The organism is Nonomuraea maritima (assembly GCF_900100395.1).
GTDB classification, from domain to species: Bacteria; Actinomycetota; Actinomycetes; order Streptosporangiales; family Streptosporangiaceae; genus Nonomuraea; species Nonomuraea maritima.
The window spans coordinates 84,225-104,241 of the sequence record NZ_FNFB01000024.1 but is presented as its reverse complement, the minus strand read 5'-3'; the positions used below and the strand labels follow the sequence as shown (position 1 = coordinate 104,241).

19 protein-coding genes are annotated in these 20,017 nt (G+C 70.9%); 11 read left to right on the top strand and 8 right to left on the bottom strand.

What is annotated here, in order from left to right; genetic code table 11:
- Positions 1-11: 11 nt before the first annotated feature.
- A complete protein-coding gene (bagB, locus tag BLR04_RS29530) occupies positions 12-1,139 on the bottom strand; it encodes an ATPase BagB (RefSeq protein WP_090771379.1) in 1,128 nt (375 codons plus the stop codon).
- A complete protein-coding gene (gene bagA / locus BLR04_RS29525) occupies positions 1,136-2,131 on the bottom strand; it encodes an ATPase BagA (RefSeq protein WP_090771377.1) in 996 nt (331 codons plus the stop codon). Before bagA ends, bagB begins: the two co-directional genes overlap by 4 nt.
- A 92-nt stretch (positions 2,132-2,223) precedes the next feature.
- On the opposite strand from bagA, the gene sp36 reads away from it, so the two are divergent.
- From sp36 to BLR04_RS29505, 4 genes are read left to right on the top strand one after another with little or no spacing between them, the layout of a single operon-like run.
- On the top strand, positions 2,224-2,379 hold the full coding sequence (gene sp36 / locus BLR04_RS29520) for a Sp36 family protein (RefSeq protein WP_090771375.1): 156 nt from the start codon (positions 2,224-2,226) through the stop codon (positions 2,377-2,379).
- Entirely contained in the window at positions 2,376-2,837 is a 462-nt protein-coding gene (locus tag BLR04_RS29515; RefSeq protein ID WP_090771373.1) for a RidA family protein, read from the top strand. The genes sp36 and BLR04_RS29515 overlap by 4 nt, the downstream gene beginning before the upstream one ends.
- A 56-nt stretch (positions 2,838-2,893) precedes the next feature.
- The gene (locus tag BLR04_RS29510; protein ID WP_090771371.1) at positions 2,894-3,688 is read left to right on the top strand and encodes an NUDIX hydrolase; all 795 of its coding nucleotides are present in this window, start codon (positions 2,894-2,896) and stop codon (positions 3,686-3,688) included.
- Positions 3,685-4,476 carry an MBL fold metallo-hydrolase gene (locus tag BLR04_RS29505; protein WP_090771369.1) on the top strand — a complete coding sequence of 264 codons (792 nt, stop codon included), beginning with the start codon at positions 3,685-3,687 and terminating at the stop codon, positions 4,474-4,476. The genes BLR04_RS29510 and BLR04_RS29505 overlap by 4 nt, the downstream gene beginning before the upstream one ends.
- On the opposite strand, the gene BLR04_RS29500 is transcribed toward BLR04_RS29505, so the two are convergent.
- Positions 4,458-5,138 (bottom strand): Crp/Fnr family transcriptional regulator, encoded by a 681-nt coding sequence (locus tag BLR04_RS29500; RefSeq protein WP_090771367.1) that lies wholly within the window; start codon positions 5,136-5,138, stop codon positions 4,458-4,460. The genes BLR04_RS29505 and BLR04_RS29500 overlap by 19 nt on opposite strands.
- A 230-nt stretch (positions 5,139-5,368) precedes the next feature.
- Between BLR04_RS29500 and nth the strand changes: the two genes are divergently transcribed.
- Positions 5,369-6,091, top strand: a complete 723-nt coding sequence (nth, locus tag BLR04_RS29495) for an endonuclease III (protein ID WP_090771365.1) — start codon at positions 5,369-5,371, stop codon at positions 6,089-6,091.
- Between the two features lie 40 nt (positions 6,092-6,131).
- Positions 6,132-6,776, top strand: coding sequence for an NUDIX hydrolase (locus BLR04_RS29490; RefSeq protein ID WP_090771363.1), 645 nt, complete (start codon positions 6,132-6,134; stop codon positions 6,774-6,776).
- 5 nt (positions 6,777-6,781) lie between these two features.
- On the opposite strand, the gene BLR04_RS29485 is transcribed toward BLR04_RS29490, so the two are convergent.
- Positions 6,782-7,294: a HEAT repeat domain-containing protein gene (locus BLR04_RS29485; protein WP_090771361.1), complete on the bottom strand. Its 513-nt coding sequence runs from the start codon at positions 7,292-7,294 to the stop codon at positions 6,782-6,784.
- Between the two features lie 82 nt (positions 7,295-7,376).
- Between BLR04_RS29485 and BLR04_RS29480 the strand changes: the two genes are divergently transcribed.
- Positions 7,377-8,567 carry a MarP family serine protease gene (locus tag BLR04_RS29480; protein ID WP_090771359.1) on the top strand — a complete coding sequence of 397 codons (1,191 nt, stop codon included), beginning with the start codon at positions 7,377-7,379 and terminating at the stop codon, positions 8,565-8,567.
- Between the two features lie 13 nt (positions 8,568-8,580).
- Here the strand turns inward: BLR04_RS29480 and BLR04_RS29475 are convergent, their stop codons facing one another.
- The 4 genes from BLR04_RS29475 to acs form a co-directional block, all read right to left on the bottom strand.
- Entirely contained in the window at positions 8,581-9,024 is a 444-nt protein-coding gene (locus BLR04_RS29475) for a DUF309 domain-containing protein (RefSeq protein ID WP_090771357.1), read from the bottom strand.
- Complete coding sequence (locus BLR04_RS29470; RefSeq protein ID WP_090771355.1) at positions 9,024-9,935, bottom strand: alpha/beta fold hydrolase; 912 nt, start codon at positions 9,933-9,935, stop codon at positions 9,024-9,026. The genes BLR04_RS29475 and BLR04_RS29470 overlap by 1 nt, the downstream gene beginning before the upstream one ends.
- Positions 9,925-10,368, bottom strand: coding sequence for a phage holin family protein (locus BLR04_RS29465; protein WP_090771353.1), 444 nt, complete (start codon positions 10,366-10,368; stop codon positions 9,925-9,927). The genes BLR04_RS29470 and BLR04_RS29465 overlap by 11 nt, the downstream gene beginning before the upstream one ends.
- A 353-nt stretch (positions 10,369-10,721) precedes the next feature.
- Positions 10,722-12,695: an acetate--CoA ligase gene (gene acs / locus BLR04_RS29460; RefSeq protein ID WP_090771350.1), complete on the bottom strand. Its 1,974-nt coding sequence runs from the start codon at positions 12,693-12,695 to the stop codon at positions 10,722-10,724.
- 602 nt (positions 12,696-13,297) lie between these two features.
- On the opposite strand from acs, the gene BLR04_RS29455 reads away from it, so the two are divergent.
- From BLR04_RS29455 to BLR04_RS29440, 4 genes are all read left to right on the top strand, one after another.
- Positions 13,298-14,077, top strand: coding sequence for a Fic family protein (locus BLR04_RS29455; RefSeq protein WP_176903344.1), 780 nt, complete (start codon positions 13,298-13,300; stop codon positions 14,075-14,077).
- Positions 14,078-15,750: 1,673 nt separating this feature from the next.
- A complete protein-coding gene (gene ssd, locus BLR04_RS29450) occupies positions 15,751-16,794 on the top strand; it encodes a septum site-determining protein Ssd (RefSeq protein ID WP_090771349.1) in 1,044 nt (347 codons plus the stop codon).
- 974 nt (positions 16,795-17,768) lie between these two features.
- Complete coding sequence (locus BLR04_RS29445; protein ID WP_090771422.1) at positions 17,769-18,959, top strand: TadA family conjugal transfer-associated ATPase; 1,191 nt, start codon at positions 17,769-17,771, stop codon at positions 18,957-18,959.
- Positions 18,956-19,672: a type II secretion system F family protein gene (locus BLR04_RS29440; RefSeq protein ID WP_090771347.1), complete on the top strand. Its 717-nt coding sequence runs from the start codon at positions 18,956-18,958 to the stop codon at positions 19,670-19,672. The genes BLR04_RS29445 and BLR04_RS29440 overlap by 4 nt, the downstream gene beginning before the upstream one ends.
- Positions 19,673-20,017 lie beyond the last annotated feature (345 nt).

The following is a 20,017-nucleotide window of genomic DNA, read 5'->3' as shown; positions in this document are numbered from 1 at the left end:
CGGCCGTGCCGCTAAGCGGTCGCCAGCAGGTTGCCGATCTGGCGTAGACCCGCCAGATCGTGCACGTCCTCCGACATGGCGCGCACCCGCACCACGGGCACCGTGGGGTGGGCCGACACGAAATGCTCCTGCTCGCGGCGCTCACGTGCCGCGAGTTGCATCCGCCCGGCGTGCAGCCGCAGCACGGCGGCGGTGAGCTCGTGCTCGCCCTTCGACTCAAGGTCCTCCGCGGCGGCGGCGCTGCGGGCGGCCGAGAGCGCCGTGGCCGGCGACGTGTGCACCCGGTTGACCACCAGGCCGGCGAGCGGCATCCGCTCCTCGGCCAGGCGTTCCACGAAGTACGATGCCTCGCGCATCGCGTCCCGCTCGGGCGCGGCCACCACCAGGAAGGCCGTGCCGGGGGCCTGCAGCAGCTGGTACGTCGCCTCGGCCCGCTGCCGGAACCCGCCGAACACCGCGTCGAGCGCGGACACGAACGTCTGCAGGTCCTTGATCACCTGCGCGCCGAGCAGCTTCGTCATCGCTCCGGCCATCAACCCGAACCCGGCGTTGAGCAACCGGAACGCGCTGCGCCCCCCGGCCTTGGCCGGGGCGGTCAGCAGCCTGATGAATCTGCCGTCGAGGAAGCGCCCGAGCCGCTCGGGAGCGTCGAGGAAGTCGAGCGCCGACCGCGAGGGCGGCGTGTCGACGACGATCAGGTCCCACTCGTCGGAACGGCGGAGCTGGCCGAGCTTCTCCATGGCCATGTACTCCTGCGTGCCGGAGAAGCTCGACGACAGCGACTGGTAGAAGGGGTTCGACAGGATCTGGCGGGCCCGTTCCGGATCGGCGTGCGCCTCGATGATCTCGTCGAACGTACGCTTCATGTCGAGCATCATCGCGTAGAGCTGGCCGCCGCCGTCGGGCGAGCTGACCAGGCGCGGGGTGTTGTCGAGCTGGGTCAATCCCATCGACTGGGCGAGGCGCCTGGCGGGGTCGACGGTCAGCACGACCGCGCAGCGGCCGCGTTCCGCGGCCCGCAGCCCGAGCGCCGCGGCGGTCGTGGTCTTGCCCACGCCGCCCGACCCGCAGCAGACGATGATGCGGGTGTTCGGGTCGTCGAGGATCGCGTCGATGTCGAGTCTGGCGGGCTTCTTCATGCCGCTCCCTGGTTGCGCATGGTCTCCGCGAGCTCGTACAGGCCGGCGAGGTCGACGCCATCGGCCAGCAGCGGCAGCTCGTATCCCTTCAGGCCCGCCTGGGCCAGGGAGTCGCGTTCGGCGCGTTCGAGCTCGGCGCGGCGCGCGTGCTCGGCGATCTCGTCGGCGAGCGCCTCGGCCAGCGTGGTGGCCTGCGCGCCGTCGGCCACGCCCGCGGCCTTGAGACCGAGGGTGAGCTCGCCGACGTCGAACCGTCCCCTGACAGCGGTGTCAAGTACGGCCTGCGGCAGCAGGGATTCGCGGACCATGTTCACGAAGACGCCGCCGGTGGGCAGACCGGCGGCGCGCACCTCGGCGATGCCGTCGAGGGTCTCCTGCACCGGCATCTCCTCCAGGAGCGTGACGAAGTGCACGGCGGTCTCCGGCGATTTCACGACGCCGCTGACCATCTCGGAGTGGGTCTTGATCGGGCCGACCTTGGCCAGGCCCGCCACTTCCTCGGTGACGTTCAGGAACCGGGTGATGCGGCCGGTGGGCGGCGCGTCGAGCACCACCGCGTCGTAGACCCTGCGGCCGTTCTTGCCGCGCCTGCGCACGGCCTCGGACGTCTTGCCGGTGACGAGCACGTCGCGGAAGCCGGGGGCCACGGTCGTGGCGAAGTCGACGAGGCCCATCTTGGTCAGCGCGCGGCCCGCGCGGCGCATCCCGTAGAACATCTCCATGTACTCGAGCATGGCCTCCTCGGGATCGATGGCCAGCGCGTACACGTCACCGCCCGACGGGGCCACCGCGACCTTGCGCTCCTCGTACGGCAGCGGCGGCAGGTCGAAGATCTGCGCGATGCCCTGCCGGCCCTCCACCTCCACGAGCAGAACCTTGCGTCCGCCTGAGGCCAGGGCGAGGGCCAGGGCCGCGGCCACGGTCGTCTTGCCGGTGCCGCCCTTGCCGGTGACGACGTGCAGCCGTACGTCGGCCCAATCTGTGTCCGCCACGTCCGGAGAGTCCACGTTTCGAGGCTACCGAAGCACTACTCCCAGAAAGCCGACGACCACCACTTGAGTTTGCTCACACTACGCTGACCTCCATGAAGAAATGGGAGTACCTCACCGCCCCGTTGCTGATCCACAACACGAAGATGATCCTCGACAACTTCGGCGCCGACGGATGGGAGCTCGTGCAGATCGTCCAGGGCGCCACGCCCGAGCAGCTCGTCGCCTACTTCAAGCGGGAGAAGGCATGACCACCCCCGAGCAGCGACTCGAAGAGCTGGGCCTGACGCTTCCCGAGGTGGTGGCCCCGCTGGCCGCCTACGTCCCGGCGGTGCGCACCGGCAACCTCGTCTACACCTCGGGCCAGCTGCCCGTGGTCCAGGGCAAGCTGGCCGCGACGGGCAAGCTGGGCGCCGAGGTGACCACCGAGCAGGGCGCCGAGCTGGCGCGCGTCTGCGCGCTCAACGCGCTGGCCGCGCTGAAGTCCGAGGTCGGCGACCTGGCGAAGGTCGTCCGCGTGGTCAAGGTCGTGGTGTTCGTGGCCAGCGACCCGTCCTTCACCGACCAGCCGAAGGTCGGCAACGGCGCCAGCGAGCTGCTCGCCGAGGTGCTGGGCGACGCGGGCCGGCACGCCCGCAGTGCCGTGGGCGTGGCCTCGCTGCCGCTGGACGCGCCCGTCGAGGTGGAGCTGATCGCCGAAGTGGCGTGAGCGGGCATATGTCACGATGACCGAGTGATGTTCTAGAAGGAGGTCATGTGACTGGTTTGCCGCTTCCAGCCGAGCTCGCCGCGCGGGCCAGGGACGTCCTCGCCGGACGTGTCCAGCCGGTGCCCGCGCGCGACGCCGCCACGGTGGTGCTCCTGCGCCCCGGCCCGCAGGTCTACCTGCTCCGGCGCAAGTCCACGATGGCCTTCGCCGCGGGGGCGTACGTCTTCCCCGGCGGCTCCGTCGACGTGCGCGACACCGACCAGGCGGTCGCGTGGGCCGGGCCGTCGCCTGCCGAGTGGGGGGCGGCCTTCCACGTCGACGAGCGGCTCGCCCGCGGCCTGGTGTGCGCCGCCGTACGCGAGACGTTCGAGGAGTCGGGCGTGCTGCTGGCCGGGCCGGGGGCCGGCTCGGTGGTGGCCGACACGACCGGCGACGACTGGGAGGCCGACCGGCTGGCGCTGATCGACCGCAGCCTCGCCTTCGCCGACTTCCTGGCCCGGCGCGGGCTCGTGCTCCGGTCCGACCTTCTCAAGCCCTGGGCCCACTGGATCACGCCCGAGATCGAGAGCCGGCGGTTCGACACGAAGTTCTTCGTCGCCGTGCTCCCCGAGGGGCAGCGCACCCGTGACGTCGGCGGCGAGGCCGACCAGGTGGTCTGGCAGCGTCCGGCGGAGGCGATCGACCTCGCCCACCGCAAAGAGATCTTCCTCATGCCGCCCACCTACCGCACGCTGAGCGAGCTCGCGCAGTACGACAGCGTCGATGGCGTGCTGGCCACGTCCCGCGAGATCGTCACGATCATGCCGCGCGCGGTCGAGATCGAGGGCGAGATGCGGCTGGTGAGCTCATGAGCGGGCTGCACATCCCGGTCGGCACGCCCGACGGGTCGCGCACCCGCCACGCCGAGAGCCTGCTCGCGCCCAACCCGTCCCCGATGACGCTCGAGGGCACCAACACGTGGGTGATCGGCGCGGGCGAGCGGGTGCTCGTGGTCGATCCCGGCCCCGACGACGAGGCGCATCTCCTGCGCGTACGCGACCATCTCGGGCAGCGCCGCGTCTCGGAGATCCTGCTCACCCACGGGCACGTCGACCACAGCGGAGGGGCCAGGCGCTTCGCTGAGCTGGTGCGGGCCCCTGTACGCGCTCTCGACCCGCGCCACCGGCTCGGCGGCGAGGGGCTCACCGACGGCGACGTGGTGACGGTGGACGGCCTGGAGGTCCACGTGTACGCCACCCCGGGCCACTCGTTCGACTCGCTCTGCTTCTGGATCCCGCAGGACCGCGCGATGCTGACCGGCGACACCGTGCTCGGCAGGGGAACCACGATCATCGCCCAGGACGGCGGCCTCGGTGACTACCTGCGCAGCCTCGACCGGCTCAGAGCGGCGGCGGAGAGCTTGGAGGCGGCGGCGCTGCTGCCGGGCCACGGCCCGGTGCTGCCCGACCCGATCGGCGCGCTCGACGCCTACATCGCCCACCGGCGCGGGCGGCTCGACCAGATCGCGGCGGCCCGCGCCCGTGGCGCGCGCACGCCGCGCGAGATCGTCGAGATCGTGTACGCCGAGGTCGACCGCGCTCTCTGGCCCGCCGCCGAGATGTCGGTGGCGGCCCAGCTCGACTACCTCGACCGGTTGTAGAGCCGGTCGACGTCGAGGATCACCACGGCCTTGGCCTCGATGCGCAGCCAGCCGCGCTGGGCGAAGTCGGCCAGGGCCTTGTTGACCGTCTCGCGGGAGGCGCCGACGAGCTGCGCCAGCTCCTCCTGGGTGAGGTCGTGGTGCACCCGCAGGCCGTCGTCGGTCTTGGTGCCGAACCGCTCGGCGAGGTCGAGCAGCTGCTTGGCGACCCGGCCGGGGACGTCGGTGAAGACCAGGTCGGCCAGCACGTCGTTGGTGCGGCGCAGCCGCTGGGCCAGGGCGCGCAGAAGATGCAGGGCCACCTCGGGGCGGCCGGTGAGCCAGGGACGCAGGTCGTCGTGGCCGAGCCCGGCGAGGCGAACCTCGGTCAGCGCCGTCGCGGTGGCCGTGCGCGGGCGCGGGTCGAACAGCGACAGCTCGCCGAACATCTCGCTCGGGCCGAGGACGCTGAGCAGGTTCTCACGGCCGTCGGGTGAGGTGCGGGAAAGCTTGATCTTGCCTTCCAGCACGACGTAGAGGCGGTCGCCCGTCTCGTTCTCGTGAAAGAGCGTCTGGCCCTTGGACAGCTGGACCTCGGTGATGCTCGTCCGCAACGCCGCGGCGCTCTCGCGGTCGAGCGCGGCGAACAAAGGTGCCTTGCCCAGCACGTCGTCGGTGTTCACTCTGCCTCCTCTCCTGCCATTGTGACTCACCCCACTCCGGGCGGCACACACAGGTTATGGGTATGCCGGAGTGGTCTGGTCTTGTCCAGGCACGTTGAGGTGCGTGAAGTCCAGGGGGAAAGGTACCCGATGTCCATACCTGGTGATGTCCGAGGCCCCGGGAACCCCCGGGCGGGCGGGCTTTCGCCGTCGGGTGACCGAACGCGCCGGGAAGCTTCTACGCTGGCGGCATGGCGACGAACGCGGCGGGGCGCAAGGAGGAGACCAGGCTCGCTCTCGTGCGGCGGGCCCGCAAGATGAACCGCATCCTCGCGGAGACCTACCCGGACGCCCATTGCGAGCTCGACTTCGGCAATCCGCTCGAGCTGCTGGTGGCGACGATCCTCTCCGCCCAGTGCACGGACAAGCGGGTCAACATGGTGACCCCAATACTTTTCGCGAAATATCCGACGGTCGAAGACTACGCGAGCGCCGACCGGTCCGAGATGGAAGAGATCATCCGGTCGACCGGCTTCTTCCGCGCGAAGACCACCAGCATCATCGGCATGGCCCAGGCGGTCTGCGAACGCTACGGCGGCGAGGTCCCCGGCAAGCTCAAAGACCTCGTCACGCTGCCCGGCGTGGGCCGCAAGACGGCCAACGTGGTGCTGGGCAACGCCTTCGACGTCCCGGGCCTGACCGTCGACACCCACTTCCAGCGCCTCGTACGCCGCTTCGGCTGGACCGACGAGACCGACCCCGTCAAGATCGAGCACGTCGTCGGCGAACTGCTGCCCCGGCGCGAATGGACGATCTTCTCCCACCGGGTCATCTGGCACGGCCGCCGCATCTGCCACGCCCGCCGGCCCGCGTGCGGCGTGTGCCCCCTGGCCACCCTCTGCCCCTCGTACGGCACCGGCCCCACCGACCCCGTCCAGGCCGCGAAGCTCGTCAGGTCAGGGCCTTTCAGCTGACGCCGGGAAGTGATCGGCCGCCCGGCGTGTTGGAGGTTTCGTGACCCAAGTGCCCGACTGGCTCGAACGACTGGCGGCGCAGGCGCGACAGGCCACCGTCCCCCGATATCTGCGTCCCCCCGCCGGCCGCGGCAGGGAGGCGGCGGTGCTGATGCTGTTCGGTGAGGGCCCGAACGGGCCCGACGTGCTGCTCATCCAGCGCAGCGCGCACGGACGGCGGCACGCGGGGCAGCCTGCCTTCCCCGGTGGCGGCGTCGACCCCGGCGACGGCGGGCCAGAGGCGGCTGCGCTGCGCGAGGCGCAGGAGGAGACCGGCGTCGACCCGGCCGGCGTCGAGGTGCTGTGCCGGATGCCCGAGCTCTACCTCACCCACAGCGACAACCGCGTCACGCCAGTGGTGGCCTGGTGGCGCGAGCCGTCGGCGGTGCACGCCGCGTCGCCCGACGAGGTCGAGTCCGTGGAACGGGTGCCGATCGCCGAGCTGGTCGATCCCCGCAACCGCTTCACGCTGCGGCACCCGAGCGGATTCGCGGGGCCGGCGTTCCGGGTGCGCGGGATGCTCGTGTGGGGGTTCACAGCGATGGTGCTCGACTCGGTGCTGCGCGCCGGCGGGCTGGACGTCCCGTGGGACACCGCGCAGGTGGAGGAGCTCCCGCCCGACAGCCTCAACCTGGCCTCTCGCTAGCGAGCTCAGCAGTCAGAACGCAGCGCGACGCCCAGCGCGGCCCATCCGGCCACGTCGGCGTCGCTGTCGGCGGCGAGCTTGCGCAGCGTCTCCAGCCCGGCGCGGTCGGGCGGATCGCCGAGCACGTGCTGCAGCGCGTACGCGGCTCCGTAGCGGACTCTCGAGTCGCCGTGGCCGGCCAGGTCGATCACCGACGGCAGCGCGCGCGGGTCGGCGAGGTGCCCGAACGCGATCAGCACCGAGTAGAGCACCACGGCGTCGTCCTCGCTGGCGGCCAGATAGCGCAGCACCGGCAGCGTCCGGTCCACGAAGGGGCGCAGCATGCCCATGATGTCGACGCCGAGCAGGCGTTCGGTGACGGTGTCTGCGGCGCACAGCCGGCGCGCCTCGATGAACGACTCGAGGTCGCCCCGCTGCCGCAACAGGGAGATCACGTGCCAGCGCAGCCAGCCGTCGGGGTCGGTGTCGCTCAGCGCGGCCCGGATGAGCTCGCGAACTGTTCCATCGACGCCCGGCATACCGCTCAACATAGCCAGCGGGGTGACGCCGTCCTGAGGGAAGACGTGCACGCTTGACTGTATCGCTGGTTACCTTTGAAGCGTGCGCGGTGATCTGCTTGACCTCATTCTGATCGGCCTGGTGATCGCTTTCGGCGTCTCCGGATACCGTCAGGGCTTCATCATCGGCGTGATGAGCTTCGTGGGGATCGTGGGCGGCGCCGTGCTGGGCGTGTTCCTCGCGCCGCTCATCGCCAAGGCCGTGGTCGACGGCGACACGCCTCAGGCGCTGCTCGCCATCGTGATCGTCTTCCTGTCGGCGACGCTCGGCCAGTTCGCGTCCTCGACGCTCGGGGCCGTGGTGCGCTCGCACGTCACGTGGGAGCCGGCCAAGGTGGCCGACGCCATCGGCGGCACGTTCGCCAGCGCGCTGTCGGTGCTGGTCATCGCGTGGCTGATCGGCTCGGTGATCGTCTCGAGCACCTTCACCCCGCTCGTCGACCAGGTGAAGAACTCCGCGCTGCTCACCACCGTCGACGAGGCCATCCCGCAGGCCGCGCGCAACTGGCAGCAGCCGTTCAAGAAGTTCATCGACCGGTCGGAGTTCCCGCCGGTCTTCGACGCCATCGGCAACGGCTACTTCGTCGACGTGCCGCCGCCCGACCAGAGCGTGCTGCAGGGGGCCAAGCTCAACCGCGCCCGCCGCGCCATCGTCAAGGTGCAGGGCAACGCCGAGAGCTGCAACAAGCACATCGAGGGCACCGGCTTCGTCTACGCGCCGGGCCGCATCATGACCAACGCGCACGTGGTCGCGGGCGTCAATCGCGACCTGCAGGTCATCGACTCGACCAACACCCGCCATACGGCCGTCGTCGTGCGCTACAACCCCCGTCGCGACATCGCCATCCTGTACGTGCCTGGGCTCGACCTGCCGCAGCTGTCGTTCGACACCGAGGCAGAGCGGGGCGACAACGCGATCGTCGCCGGGTTCCCCAAGAACAAGGGGTTCACCGCCGAGCCGGCCCGCATCGGCGGGCGCATCACCGCCGACGGCCCTGACATCTACCGCGAGAACAACGTCCGCCGCCAGGTCTACGCGATCCGCGGCACGGTGCTGCCCGGCAACTCAGGCGGCCCGCTGCTCGCCGTCGACGGCCGGGTGTACGGCGTGATCTTCGCCGCCGCGATCAACGAGGAGCAGACCGGCTACGTCCTGACGGCCGACGAGGTCGCGCCCGACGCCGCCGCGGGGCGCAACGACACCTCGCCCGCCAGCACGCAGGGCTGCGACTGACCGCCCGGACGCGTCAGCCGGGCAGCGCGCCCAGGATGAGCTCGATGGCCGCGCCGGGTTCGCTGTCCTGGGTCAGCGACGAGGCGGCCCTGCCGACCGCGTCGTACTCGCCGCCGTACGACTGCGCCTTGGCGGCGCCGCGGCTGAGGAGGGTCACCGCCCCGCGCCCGTTGCCGCGCTGCAGATGGGTCAGGCCGACGCAGATCTGGGCGAGGCCCTGCCACAGCTCGCGTTCCTCCTCGGGGGCGCACTTCCAACGGCCCTCGAACACCTCGTGGGCGTTGAACGGCATGCCCTCGCGCAGGAACCGGCGGCCGTCGGTCAGGGCCTGTTCGGCGGTGGGGGCGTAGTCGTCGGGCACGCGCGGCACGCCGGGGGAGCCGTACGGGAGGGGACGGCCGAGCGGGTCGCGCGGCCGGGCGTTGCGCGGTCTGCCCTCAGGGTCGCGGTCTCTCATCAGGCGGGCTCCGGGTCGTTCAGCCAGTCGAGCAGCTCGGCGTCGAACACGTCGGGTACCTCCTCGTGCGGGAAGTGACCGGCCCCCTCCAGCAGCCGCCACCGGTACGGGGCCGTGACGTGGCGGCTCGACCCCTGGGCCGTGCGCGGCAGGACCACCGGGTCGAGACCGCCGTGCACCTGAAGCGTCGGCGCCTCGACGTGCGTGCGCATCGCCCTGGCGAAGCGCAGTCCGTCGGGACGGAACTGCGAGCGGCCGAACCAGCGGTGGTACTCCAGCGCGGAGTACGCCACGGCCGGGATGCGGAACGCCTCGCGGTAGGTGCATGACTCGTCGGCAGAGGGCCAGCCGGGCCGGGAACGCTCGTCCAGCAGCCTGCCGACCATGGCCGCGTCGTGGCGGGTGAGACGGTGTTCTGGCAGCAGCGGCAGCTGGAACCCGATCGCCCGGCGGACGGCTCGCAGTTGCCCGGCGCTGACGAGCGACCTGCGTGCCCGCACGGGGTGCGGGGCCGACACGACGACGAGCCGGGAGACGCTCTTGGGGTTGAGCACCGCCATCGTCCAGGCCAGGAGCCCGCCCCAGTCGTGCCCGACGACCGTCGCGCAGGTCTCGCCCAGCGCCCTGATCAGCCCGGCCGCGTCGGTGGCCAGCGTGGGCAGGTCGTAGCCGCGCGGGGGCTTGTCGCTGCCGCCGTAGCCGCGAAGGTCGGCCGCGACCGCCCGGTAACCCGCCTCGGCCAGGGACGTGAGCTGGTGGCGCCACGTCCACCAGAACTGCGGGAACCCGTGCAGCAGCAGGACCAGCGGCCCCTCACCGGCCTCGACGACGTGGAAGCGGGTGCCGCCCGCGTGCACCGCGCGGTGCGTCCATGGCCCCTCGATGTGGACGACCGACTCGTCAGGCGCCATCGCGGGTCACCGGTTCGAGGTCGGGGCCGCGCGCGGGCGCCGCCTCCTCGCCGTCGGGGGTGGCGATCTCCTTGAGGCCCTTGATCGATCGGGCGGTGCGCTTCATCCCGGCCAGCCCCTTGAGCCGCCGGACCCCGAACAGCACCGCCAGGCCGGCCACCAGCAGGTAGACGACGGTCACGATGAGGAAGGCCAGCCAGTGGGGGATCACCTGGGCCAGCGCGTACGCGATCGTGAAGGAGGCGAGGATGAGGCACAGGTGCGCCATGAAGGCGGCGGCGGCGAACATCCCGGCGGCCGTGCCGACCCGCTTGGCGTCGAACCTGAACTCGGCCTTCGCCAGCTCGATCTCGGAACGGACCAGGGACGAGATGTGGCTGGTCGCCTGGGCGACCAGCGAGCCCAGGGATTCTTCCTCGGGAGTCTGCGGCATGAACGTCTCCTATCGGGGCCGGTTGGCCGTGTCAATCATCATCCAGCGCCCTGGCGACGCCTGCGTACCGTGGGTGAGGCAGCACCGGGGCCGGTCGCTGTGGTGACTGACGGTCGGCGGTGACCCGATGCGGGCCGCCGTGCGCGTGAGTGGGCTCCTCCGACAGTTTCGCCAGGCCGGGCCGTCCGGACGACCAGGCGGGCGCCGAACACGCCGGGGGAGTTTCCTCGCGGGCACGGAGTCCCGTTCCAGAACTACCCGATCGGACAAGATAGCGTCCGGTCCGGCGTGAACGCTGAGAGCGCATGCCCGGAAATTTCCGGGCATGCGCTCTTGGGTGGCTTTCGCCGGGGTCAGTCCTCCGACTTGGCGCTGGGCAGCTTCTCGGAGATCAGGTTCATCACCGTGCTGTCGGCCAGCGTGGTGACGTCGCCGATGCTGCGGTTCTCGGCCACGTCACGCAGGAGACGCCGCATGATCTTGCCGGAACGGGTCTTCGGCAGCTCGGGCACCACGAGGATCTGCCGCGGCTTGGCGATAGGACCGAGTGTCTTGGCCACGTGATTGCGCAGGTCGGCGGCCACGTCGTCGCTCTCTTCCGCCGTGCCGCGCAGGATCACGAACGCCACGATGCCCTGGCCGGTCACCGGGTCGGTCGCGCCCACGACCGCCGCCTCGGCCACCTTCGGGTGGCTGACCAGCGCGCTCTCCACCTCGGTGGTGGAGATGTTGTGGCCGGAGACCAGCATGACGTCGTCCACGCGGCCGAGCAGCCACAGGTCGCCGTCCTCGTCGCGCTTGGCGCCGTCGCCGGGGAAGTACGTCCCCTCGAAGCGGCTCCAGTAGGTGTCGATGTAGCGCTGGTCGTCGCCCCAGATCGTACGGAGCATCGACGGCCACGGCTCGCGTACGGTGAGGAAGCCGCCGCCCCCGTTCGGGACACTCTTGCCCTGGTCGTCCACCACGTCGGCGACGATGCCCGGCAGCGGGCGCATCGCGGCGCCCGGCTTGCCCGCGGTCACGCCCGGCAGGGGGCTGATCATGATGGCGCCGGTTTCCGTCTGCCACCAGGTGTCGACGACGGGGCAGCGGTCGTTGCCGATGTGCTCGCGGTACCAGACGTACGCCTCGGGGTTGATCGGCTCGCCGACCGAGCCGAGGATGCGCAGGCTCGACATGTCGTACTTCGCGGGGATGTCGTCGCCCCACTTCATGAACGTCCGGATGGCCGTGGGGGCCGTGTAGAGGATCGAGATCTTGTACTTCTGGACGATCTCCCAGAACCGGCCGCGGTGCGGGGTGTCGGGCGTGCCCTCGTAGATGACGCTGGTGGCGCCGTTGGCGAGGGGGCCGTACACGATGTAGGAATGGCCGGTCACCCAGCCGATGTCGGCCGTGCACCAGTAGATGTCGGTCTCTGGCTTGAGGTCGAAGACCGCGTGGTGCGTCCAGGCGGTCTGCGTGAGGTAGCCGCCCGTGGTGTGCAGGATGCCCTTCGGCTTCCCGGTGGTGCCGCTGGTGTAGAGGATGTACAGGGGGTCCTCGGCGTCGTGCGGCGCCGCGGTGTGCTGGTCGCTCTGACGCTCGACCAGGTCGTGCCACCAGACGTCCTTGTCGCCGGCCGACACCTCCTGCCCGGTACGGCGTACCACGAGGACGTTCTCGACCTGCGGGCACTCGGCGACGGCCTCGTCCACGGTCGGCTTGAGCGCGCTCGGCTTGCCGCGGCGGTAGCCGCCGTCGGCGGTGATCACGAGCTTGGCGTCGGCGTCGTGGATGCGGCTCTTCAGCGCCGCGGCAGAGAACCCGCCGAACACCACCGAGTGGATCGCTCCGATGCGGGCGCAGGCCAGCATCGCGATCGGCAGCTCGGGGATCATCGGCATGTAGATGGCCACCCGGTCGCCCTTGCCGACGCCGAGCTCCTCGAGCGCGTTGGCGGCCTTGGACACCTCGGTCTTCAGGTCGGCGTAGGTCAGGACACGGCTGTCGTCCTCCGGCTCGCCCTCCCAGTAGTAGGCGACCTTGTCGCCGCGACCCTCCTCCACATGGCGGTCGACGCAGTTGTAGGCGACGTTCAGCTCCCCGCCGATGAACCACTTCGCGAAGGGGGCGTTCCACTCGAGCGTCGTGTCCCACCGCTTGGCCCAGGTCAGCCGCTCGGCTGCGCGCTCCCAGAAGGCGAGACGGTCGGCGGCGGCCTCTTCGTACGCGGTTGCCGTCACGTTGGCGGCCGCCGCCAGGTCGGCCGGCGGTTCGAAGCGGCGGTTCTCCTGTAGCAGGTTGGACAGCGCTTGGGTCTCGTTACCTGCGGTCTCCGGGGCCACCTCATGCTCCTTCTATGGCCAGATTGGTTAGGTCGTGTCCCACTTCACCAGCTCACGGCCTCGGTACACAAGAGGTCTAGACAGGTCTGTACCCCTGCGGCGGATCGCGGCGTTCCTTATCACTTCGCATGACAAACGCAATTGAAACGTTGTCATCCTGAAATGAGGCTAATACGTAGATGCGGGATGGCGAGGGACGAGACGGCTTTATGGGCCCCCTCCGAGAAGCCTTTCTCCCGTACGAACGGCGACAGGTGACGGCGTGCACCGAGGGTCACCTTGTAAAGCCCGAACCCGTCCAGCGCCTCCTCGACGTGCCGGCCTGTTACCCGCCGGTACGAGAGCCCGGCCCCGTTCGTCTTACGGGCGTGCTGGTACGAGAGCGGACCTTTTCGGCGGCTCCTTGAGGTACAGGGTGCTGTTCGCATCGCTGGGAGGAGAACGCGGCGCTCCTTGATGTCCAGGCGTATTGCCCGCGGGCGCGGGCCCGTTCGGTGACACTCCCCGCCGTACGGGCGTGCTGCTCGCAGGTACGAGACCGCGGGCGCGTTCGGTGGCTCCCTGACATACTGGAGTGCTACTCGCAGGTAGGGTCAGGTGCCGTGAATGACCCCTTGGCCGTCATCGCCCAGTTCCCCGGCGTCGCGGAGGCGGTGGACGAGGCCCGGCAGGCCGTCGACCGGCTCTACCGCCACCGTGTCCTGCGCCGGGCCAGCCCCGCGGTCTCGACGGAGTCGTCCCTGCGCGGCGCCCGCGCCTCGGCCGCCCTCGAAGGCGTCGACGTGCCGCTCGACTCCCTGCGCCGCGACGAGGTCCACGACCCCGTCGTTCAGGGGGCGCTGCGCGCGTCCGCCGAACTGGGACGGATGGGCCCGACCTGGCGCAAGGCGCCCAGGCAGGTCCTCGCCCGGCTGCACGCCGTCGCGGCCGCCGGCCTCGCGCCGGAGGACGCCCTCGGCCGCCCCCGTGCCACCGAGGAGGCCCCCGACCCGCTCGGCCTGGGGCCTGCGCCCTCCGCGGCCGACGCGTCCGTACGCATCGAGAGCCTGTTCAGCCTGCTGGAACAGCCGACGAAGGCGCCCGCGCTCGTCCTCGCCTCGGTGGTGCACGCGGAGCTGGTGGTGCTGCGCCCGTTCGGCACGGCCGACGGCGTCGTCGCCCGCTCGGCCGCGCGCCTGACCCTCGTCGAGTACGGCCTCGACCCGAAGTCCCTGGTGGTCGTGGAGGCGGGCCACCTGGAACTGCCGTACGGGGAGGCGCTGCGCGCCTACCTGAGCGGCAGCCCGGAGGGAGTGGCCCAGTGGGTACAACACTGTGCCTCAGCAGTCGTCCTGGGCGTACGCGAGACCACGGCCATCTGCGAGGCCATGCAACGCGGCTGAGGGCCACGCAGCCGTACACCGCGGCTGAGAGCCACGCAGCCGTACACCGCGGCTGAGGGCCACGCAGCCGTACACCGCGGCGCCGCTGACCTGCGGCGCCGCGCTCCCCGCAGCGGGGAGAGGCACTCGCACCTGCTTCCCCACACGCCTCGTCACCCCGTGCGGACAGCGGCCGAAGGGCTGCAACAAGAGGCTGAGCCCTGTGGGAGGCCGATAGCGGTGGACGCTCATCGCTGAGGGCCGCGCCGACCTTCCGCATGCCCGCTCTGCGGTCCGCTGACCACGGCTTTCTTCTGGAGTGGTCGGTCAGCGGGGTTGCGGCGGCGGGCGGTCCGAATGGCGGTGCATATTCGTCGTTCGAGGCCGCGTCGGCCTTTGGCGTATCCCCCTCTGCCATGTGTGCGGCAGCCGCTGACCACGCCTTTTGTCCTGCGGCGGGCGGTTGATGGGGTAGCGGCAAAGGTCGTTCGCGGTTGCATGCTTGTTGGTTGAGGCGGTGTCGCCTTCTGCGTATCCCGCTCCACCTTCGGTTGTGACGGCCCGCTGACCACGCCTTTTTGCCCGCTGACCATGCCTTTTTCCTGCGGCGGGAGGCCGATGGAGCTGCATGCGTATCGGTTTTTGCGTCGCCGAGTTGGCCTTATCGCTCTGTCATAAGTGCGGCGGCTCGCTGACCAGGCTTTTTCCTGCGGCGGTGGTCAACGGTGGCGCGGTGAGGGCCCGAACGGGTGAGACGGAACGCGGTGCATGCTTGTCGGTCGTCGCCGCGTCGGCCTAGCGCGGTTCCCGCTCTGCCACGTGTTGCGTCAGCCCGTTGACCCCCTCTTCCGTGGTGCGGCCGGAGGCCCGACGGCGGAGTGGCGGGATGCCGATGGCGTGGTTCGAGGGAGTCCGATGGTGGTGTGGCGGGACCGTCCGGCGCATAGCTGCACGCGGTTGTACATAGCTGACGGCGTCTCAGTCATGAGACGCCGTCGCCTTGCGCATCCGGCCGGGTTACCAAGCGTGCACCTGTATCCGTCGGACCGGGTCAAGCCCGTCTCGACGCGCCTCCCGCGGCTGGTCGCACGTGGGTACCCGGCTGATGCGCCCGGACCTTTGTCCGTAACACCTTTCTACGTCGGATCCACCCTGTTGGGAACCCCCAGCGTCAAGACCTTTACTCGCGTGCGCACCAGGCTGTCGGGTCCCGTCCGCCGCTGGGTCGTGGATCACCCGCCCGCCCACTGACGATCGTCACGGAGAGTAACCTCTTTATGTGATCGTTATGAGCTGACGAAAAAAACTTGGCGAAAATGCGAGATTGCTCCTCGACGTAACTCGAGTCCATCGGGCAGCATACGTTGGTATCACCCGAAACTGGAGCGGCAAGCACGGGATGCCTTTGCGACTCCCTTGCCATGTTCCGGTTCAGTGATGAAAGCTTTCTTCTGAAACGGGACCGGCTCTACCCCCCCGGAGCCGGACCGATCAGGCGACCCCCGCTCTCCCCCCCGGCGGGGGTCGCCTTTTTTCCCCTGCTTTCGGTACGCGTGTCAGCGCCCTCTGTCCACAGGCATGAGCCCCGTCGCTGCTCGTCGTCCACAGAACCTGTTCCACCGCCTTCCGGCCGCCGCCGACTCCAGCAAGGTGGTCCTCCCGAACACCCACCACCCTCGGGAGGCCGGTTCCCCATGCATCGACCATTGGTCATCACCGAAGACCCCGCCCTGCTGGACGACCTGGTCCGCATAGCCGCGGCCGCAGGCGCCCAACTCGACGTGGCCCATGTCCCCGCGCACGCCCGCCCTTACTGGAGCCTCGCCCCGATCGTCGCGGTGGGAGCCGACCAGGCCGACACCGTGGCCGCGGCCGAGCCGCCCGCACGCGACCAGGTGGTCCTCGTGACCCGCGACCCCGACGATCCCGACACCTGGCGCAAGTGCGTGGCGGTGGGCGCGCAGACCGTCGTGGCCCTCCCGGTCGACGAGCGGCTGCTCGTCGACCGCTTCGCCGACGCCATGGAGCCCGACCCCCGCTCCGGGTCCGTGATCTGCGTGATCGGCGGCCGGGGCGGAGCGGGCGCGAGCGTGCTGGCCGCCTGCCTGGCGTTGCGGGCATCGGCCGACCGTCTCCGTACGCTGCTGGTCGACGCCGACCCCCTGGGTGGCGGCATAGACGCCCTGCTGGGGCATGAGGAGACGCCAGGGGCGCGCTGGGGCGATCTGGTGGCACGAGAGGGCCGCATCAACGCCGGAGCGCTCCAGGCGGCGCTCCCGGCGTTCGGCGATCTGGCGGTGCTGTCCTTCCATCGAGGCGACGTGGCGGCGATCCCGCCCCAAGCCATGCGCTCGGTCCTCGAAGCGGGTACCCGAGGCTTCGACCTGGTGGTCGTCGACCTTCCCCGCCATCTCGACCCGGCCGGCACCGAGGCCCTGACCAGAGCCAGGACGACTGTCATGGTGGCGACGGCCGACGTACGCGGCATCCTGTCAGCGGCCCAGGTCCTGTCCGAGATCGGCAAGCACACCGCCGACATCCGCGCGGTCCTGCGCCCAGGAGCCATCGACCACGAGGTGGCACTGTCCTCGCTGGGCATCCCCTCGGTCGGCAACCTCCCCGACCAGCCCCGCCTCACCGCAACACTCAACCGCGGCGAGTTGCCCAGACTGGGCCCCCGCACCGTACTCGGCAGCCTCTGCACCTCCCTCCTCCACGACCTCCTCCCCGCCTCATGACCCCCGACCCCGCACCCCAGCCACCGCACCTCGCACCCTCACCCACCCCCCACCCGCCTCAGCCACCCTCCGCAAGCACGGCCAGCCCGAGCCCCACATCGACCCTCGCCACACCCGCGCGAACCACAGCCGCGCCCACGCCAAGTGCCGCGGCACCCGGGCCTGCGCCAAGCCCGCCCGCGCCCACGCCGAGCGCTACCGCACCCACGCCGACGCCAACCTCACCCGGCCCGAGTCCTACCGCGCCTGGGCTGCTTACCGTCCGACAGGTGGTGAACGAGGCTCGTTCGCCTCTCGCTACGCCGTGCGGCGCGGCCGGAGGCAGCGCGCCGCTCCCCGCGACGACACACCCGTACCGCCGCCAGGGCTCTGCCTCCTCCTCGCGCTCGGCCACCGCTGCGCCCGACGGCGCTCTTGTCACCGGCTCCGCATCCGCCCATTCAGGAGACAGGCGGTCCCAGGCACCGAACTCCGCCGTCAGCCTGAGAACCGCTGCTTCCACGACAGGGGAAGGGCGCGGTGGCCATTCCGGAGCACGTAGCGCGTCGGACGCTCACCCAATCCAGCCGGTGCAGTCCTTGCGCGCCACAGCAACCCGCACGCCGACCGGCCCCGCCGTGGTCACCCGCACACTGACCGGCCCAGCCACAGCCACCCGCACGCCGACCGGCCCCGCCGTGGTCACCCGCACACTGACCGGCCCCGCTGTGGTCACCGGCGCGCCGACCGGCCGCGCCGAGGTCGCCGGGCCACCGAACGGCCCCGCCGTGGCGGGATGGGAGCCCGGAGGCCGACCCGCCGGAAGCCGCGCGCCGAGCCCCGCCGCAACCAGGCCACGCCACCGGTCGGACGCCGTCCCAGCTACGGGAGTCAGAGGGGCGGCCACCCACGCCACCCCCGAAAGCCTCGTACGCAGCGACGGCGCCCCCGCACCGACGGCTCTCTCGCCCGTCTCCCCGGAGCTCGTGGAGGCCGTGCGCGTCCGCCTCGCCCGGGCCGGTGTCGAGCCCAGCGCCGCGCAGGTGGCCGTGGCGCTGCGAGCCGAGAAATCCGTCTACGGCGACGCGGAGATCCTCGCCGTGGCCCGTGCCCTCTGCGCCGACCTGATCGGCGCCGGCCCGCTCGAACCACTCCTTGCGCAGCCCGACGTAACCGACGTCCTGGTCAACGGCCCAAGAGAGGTGTGGATCGACGACGGAGGAGGTCTGCGCCGTACGTCCGTCGCTTTCGCCGACGACGGAGCCGTACGCCGGCTGGCCCAGCGTCTGGCCACCGCGGCGGGCAGGCGTCTCGACGACGCTTCGCCTTATGTCGACGCCCGCCTGCCCGGTGGGGTCCGCCTTCATGCCGTGCTGCCGCCGGTGGCGTCCGGCGGCACGTGCATCTCTCTGCGGCTGCCGCCGAGGCGCACCTTCACCCTCACCGACCTGGTCGCCGCGGGCACCGTCGTGCCGTCCGCGATGCCGGTGCTGACGGCCATGGTGACCGCCAGGCTCGCCTTCCTCGTAACTGGTGGAACCGGCACTGGTAAAACGACACTGTTGTCAGGCATGCTCTCCCTCGCCGACCCCGGCGAGCGCCTGCTGCTGGTGGAGGACTCCGCCGAGCTCCGACCGTTGCACCCGCACGTCGTCCGCCTGGAGTCCCGACCGGCCAACCTGGAAGGCGCGGGCGGAGTGGGCCTGCGCGACCTCGTACGTCAGGCGCTGCGCATGCGTCCGGACCGCCTGGTGGTGGGAGAGGTTCGCGGAGCCGAGGTGGTCGACCTGCTCGCGGCCCTCAACACCGGCCACGAGGGCGGCTGCGGCACACTGCACGCCAACACCGCGGCTGACGTGCCACCCCGCCTGGAGGCGTTGGGCTGCGCCGCAGGGCTGAGCAGAGAGGCGGTCCACAGCCAGCTCGCCGCCGCGCTCGACGCCGTCATCCATCTCACGCGAGACCGTCCCGACGGGCGAAGGCGCATCTCCGAGATCTGCCTGCTGTCCCGGTCGCCGTCGGGCTTCGTGGCGGCGGTCCCCGCCCTGTCGTTCGATGCCGCGGGCCGCGCCCGGACGGGCCCCGGCTACGAAGCGCTGATCCACAAAGCCCGGCCTTCGCTGCCTCCGTCCCCTGCTGCAGGGCTCCGGCGGGTCCCACTGTCCGTGGAGCGTGACAATTCATGAACAGTGTGCTGCTGGCCGCGTCATCCACAGCTCTTGCCGTCTGGCTGTGGACAGGCCCCGACGTAGCCACCGTCCGACTGAACCGCCTCCAGCGGCCGTCTCAGAGCCGTACAGACCCTTCCAGGCACTTCCTGGTCGGGCTGCTTGCCAGGTTGCGCCCCGGCCGCCGAGCCGACGCCTGGAGGCAAGCGACGACGGAGCTCTGCCAGTCGCTGTCGGCTGAGCTGTCCGCCGGCCGCACCCCGAGCGAGGCCCTTACCGGGGCCCTGGCGGCCGTCGACTTCCCCGATCCCGACGCCCTACGCCAGGTCGCTGCTGCGGCCAGAGACGGTGGCGACGTGCCGGCCGCCCTGCTCTCCGCGGCACCGGCTGAAGGAGGAGAGGGTCTACGCCGGCTGGCGGCCTGTTGGGAGGTCGGGACGACGGTGGGCGCCGGCATGGCCGCCCTGATCGACCGGGTGGCGCAGACCCAGCGCGCCGCCCAGGCACACCGTCAGGACGTGGCTTCCCAACTCGCAGGCCCGCGTACCACCGCGAGGATGCTCGCCGTCCTGCCGGTCCTCGGTCTCCTCATGGCAGGAGCACTCAACATGCGCCCGCTCGACTTCCTGTTCGGCAGCCTGCCCGGCGTCATGTGCCTGATGGCCGGAACAGGGCTCGACGCCTGCGGCCTGTGGTGGACCCACCGCATGGCCACGAAAGCCCTGACGTGAACGCCAACGGATCCCGATCGAGGCGAACCACAGCAGCCCTGCCGGCAACCACCGGCCAGCCCTCCCCGAGCCACACGCAAGAAGCCCAATCACAACCTCCTGAGGGGACGCCGCCGAAGCATCGGGCGAATGCTCGTCCATCTCATCGACCCGGGACTGCTCATGCTCCAGCTTCTGTCAGCACTTTGCGCGGCCGCAGCCCTCTGGTTCTGGTCGACGCCAAGGACACCCGAAGAACGCCTGGCCCGGCTGCGCTCACCGGCTCTCACAGCTTCCCGGGCTACGCCCGGCGTCCAGAGCCCTGATGACCCGACCCGGCCGACGGACGAGGAGCCGCACCACCCG

Excerpts from the sequence above, each read along its gene's own strand:
- BLR04_RS29440 (WP_090771347.1), top strand. The coding sequence starts at position 18,956 with ATGAACAGTGTGCTGCTGGCCGCGTCATCCACAGCTCTTGCCGTCTGG.
- bagB (WP_090771379.1), bottom strand. The coding sequence starts at position 1,139 with ATGAAGAAGCCCGCCAGACTCGACATCGACGCGATCCTCGACGACCCG.
- BLR04_RS29515 (WP_090771373.1), top strand. The coding sequence starts at position 2,376 with ATGACCACCCCCGAGCAGCGACTCGAAGAGCTGGGCCTGACGCTTCCC.
- BLR04_RS29505 (WP_090771369.1), top strand. The coding sequence starts at position 3,685 with ATGAGCGGGCTGCACATCCCGGTCGGCACGCCCGACGGGTCGCGCACC.
- BLR04_RS29465 (WP_090771353.1), bottom strand. The coding sequence starts at position 10,368 with ATGCCGCAGACTCCCGAGGAAGAATCCCTGGGCTCGCTGGTCGCCCAG.
- BLR04_RS29475 (WP_090771357.1), bottom strand. The coding sequence starts at position 9,024 with ATGAGAGACCGCGACCCTGAGGGCAGACCGCGCAACGCCCGGCCGCGC.
- BLR04_RS29470 (WP_090771355.1), bottom strand. The coding sequence starts at position 9,935 with ATGGCGCCTGACGAGTCGGTCGTCCACATCGAGGGGCCATGGACGCAC.
- sp36 (WP_090771375.1), top strand. The coding sequence starts at position 2,224 with ATGAAGAAATGGGAGTACCTCACCGCCCCGTTGCTGATCCACAACACG.
- BLR04_RS29485 (WP_090771361.1), bottom strand. The coding sequence starts at position 7,294 with ATGCCGGGCGTCGATGGAACAGTTCGCGAGCTCATCCGGGCCGCGCTG.
- nth (WP_090771365.1), top strand. The coding sequence starts at position 5,369 with ATGGCGACGAACGCGGCGGGGCGCAAGGAGGAGACCAGGCTCGCTCTC.
- ssd (WP_090771349.1), top strand. The coding sequence starts at position 15,751 with ATGCATCGACCATTGGTCATCACCGAAGACCCCGCCCTGCTGGACGAC.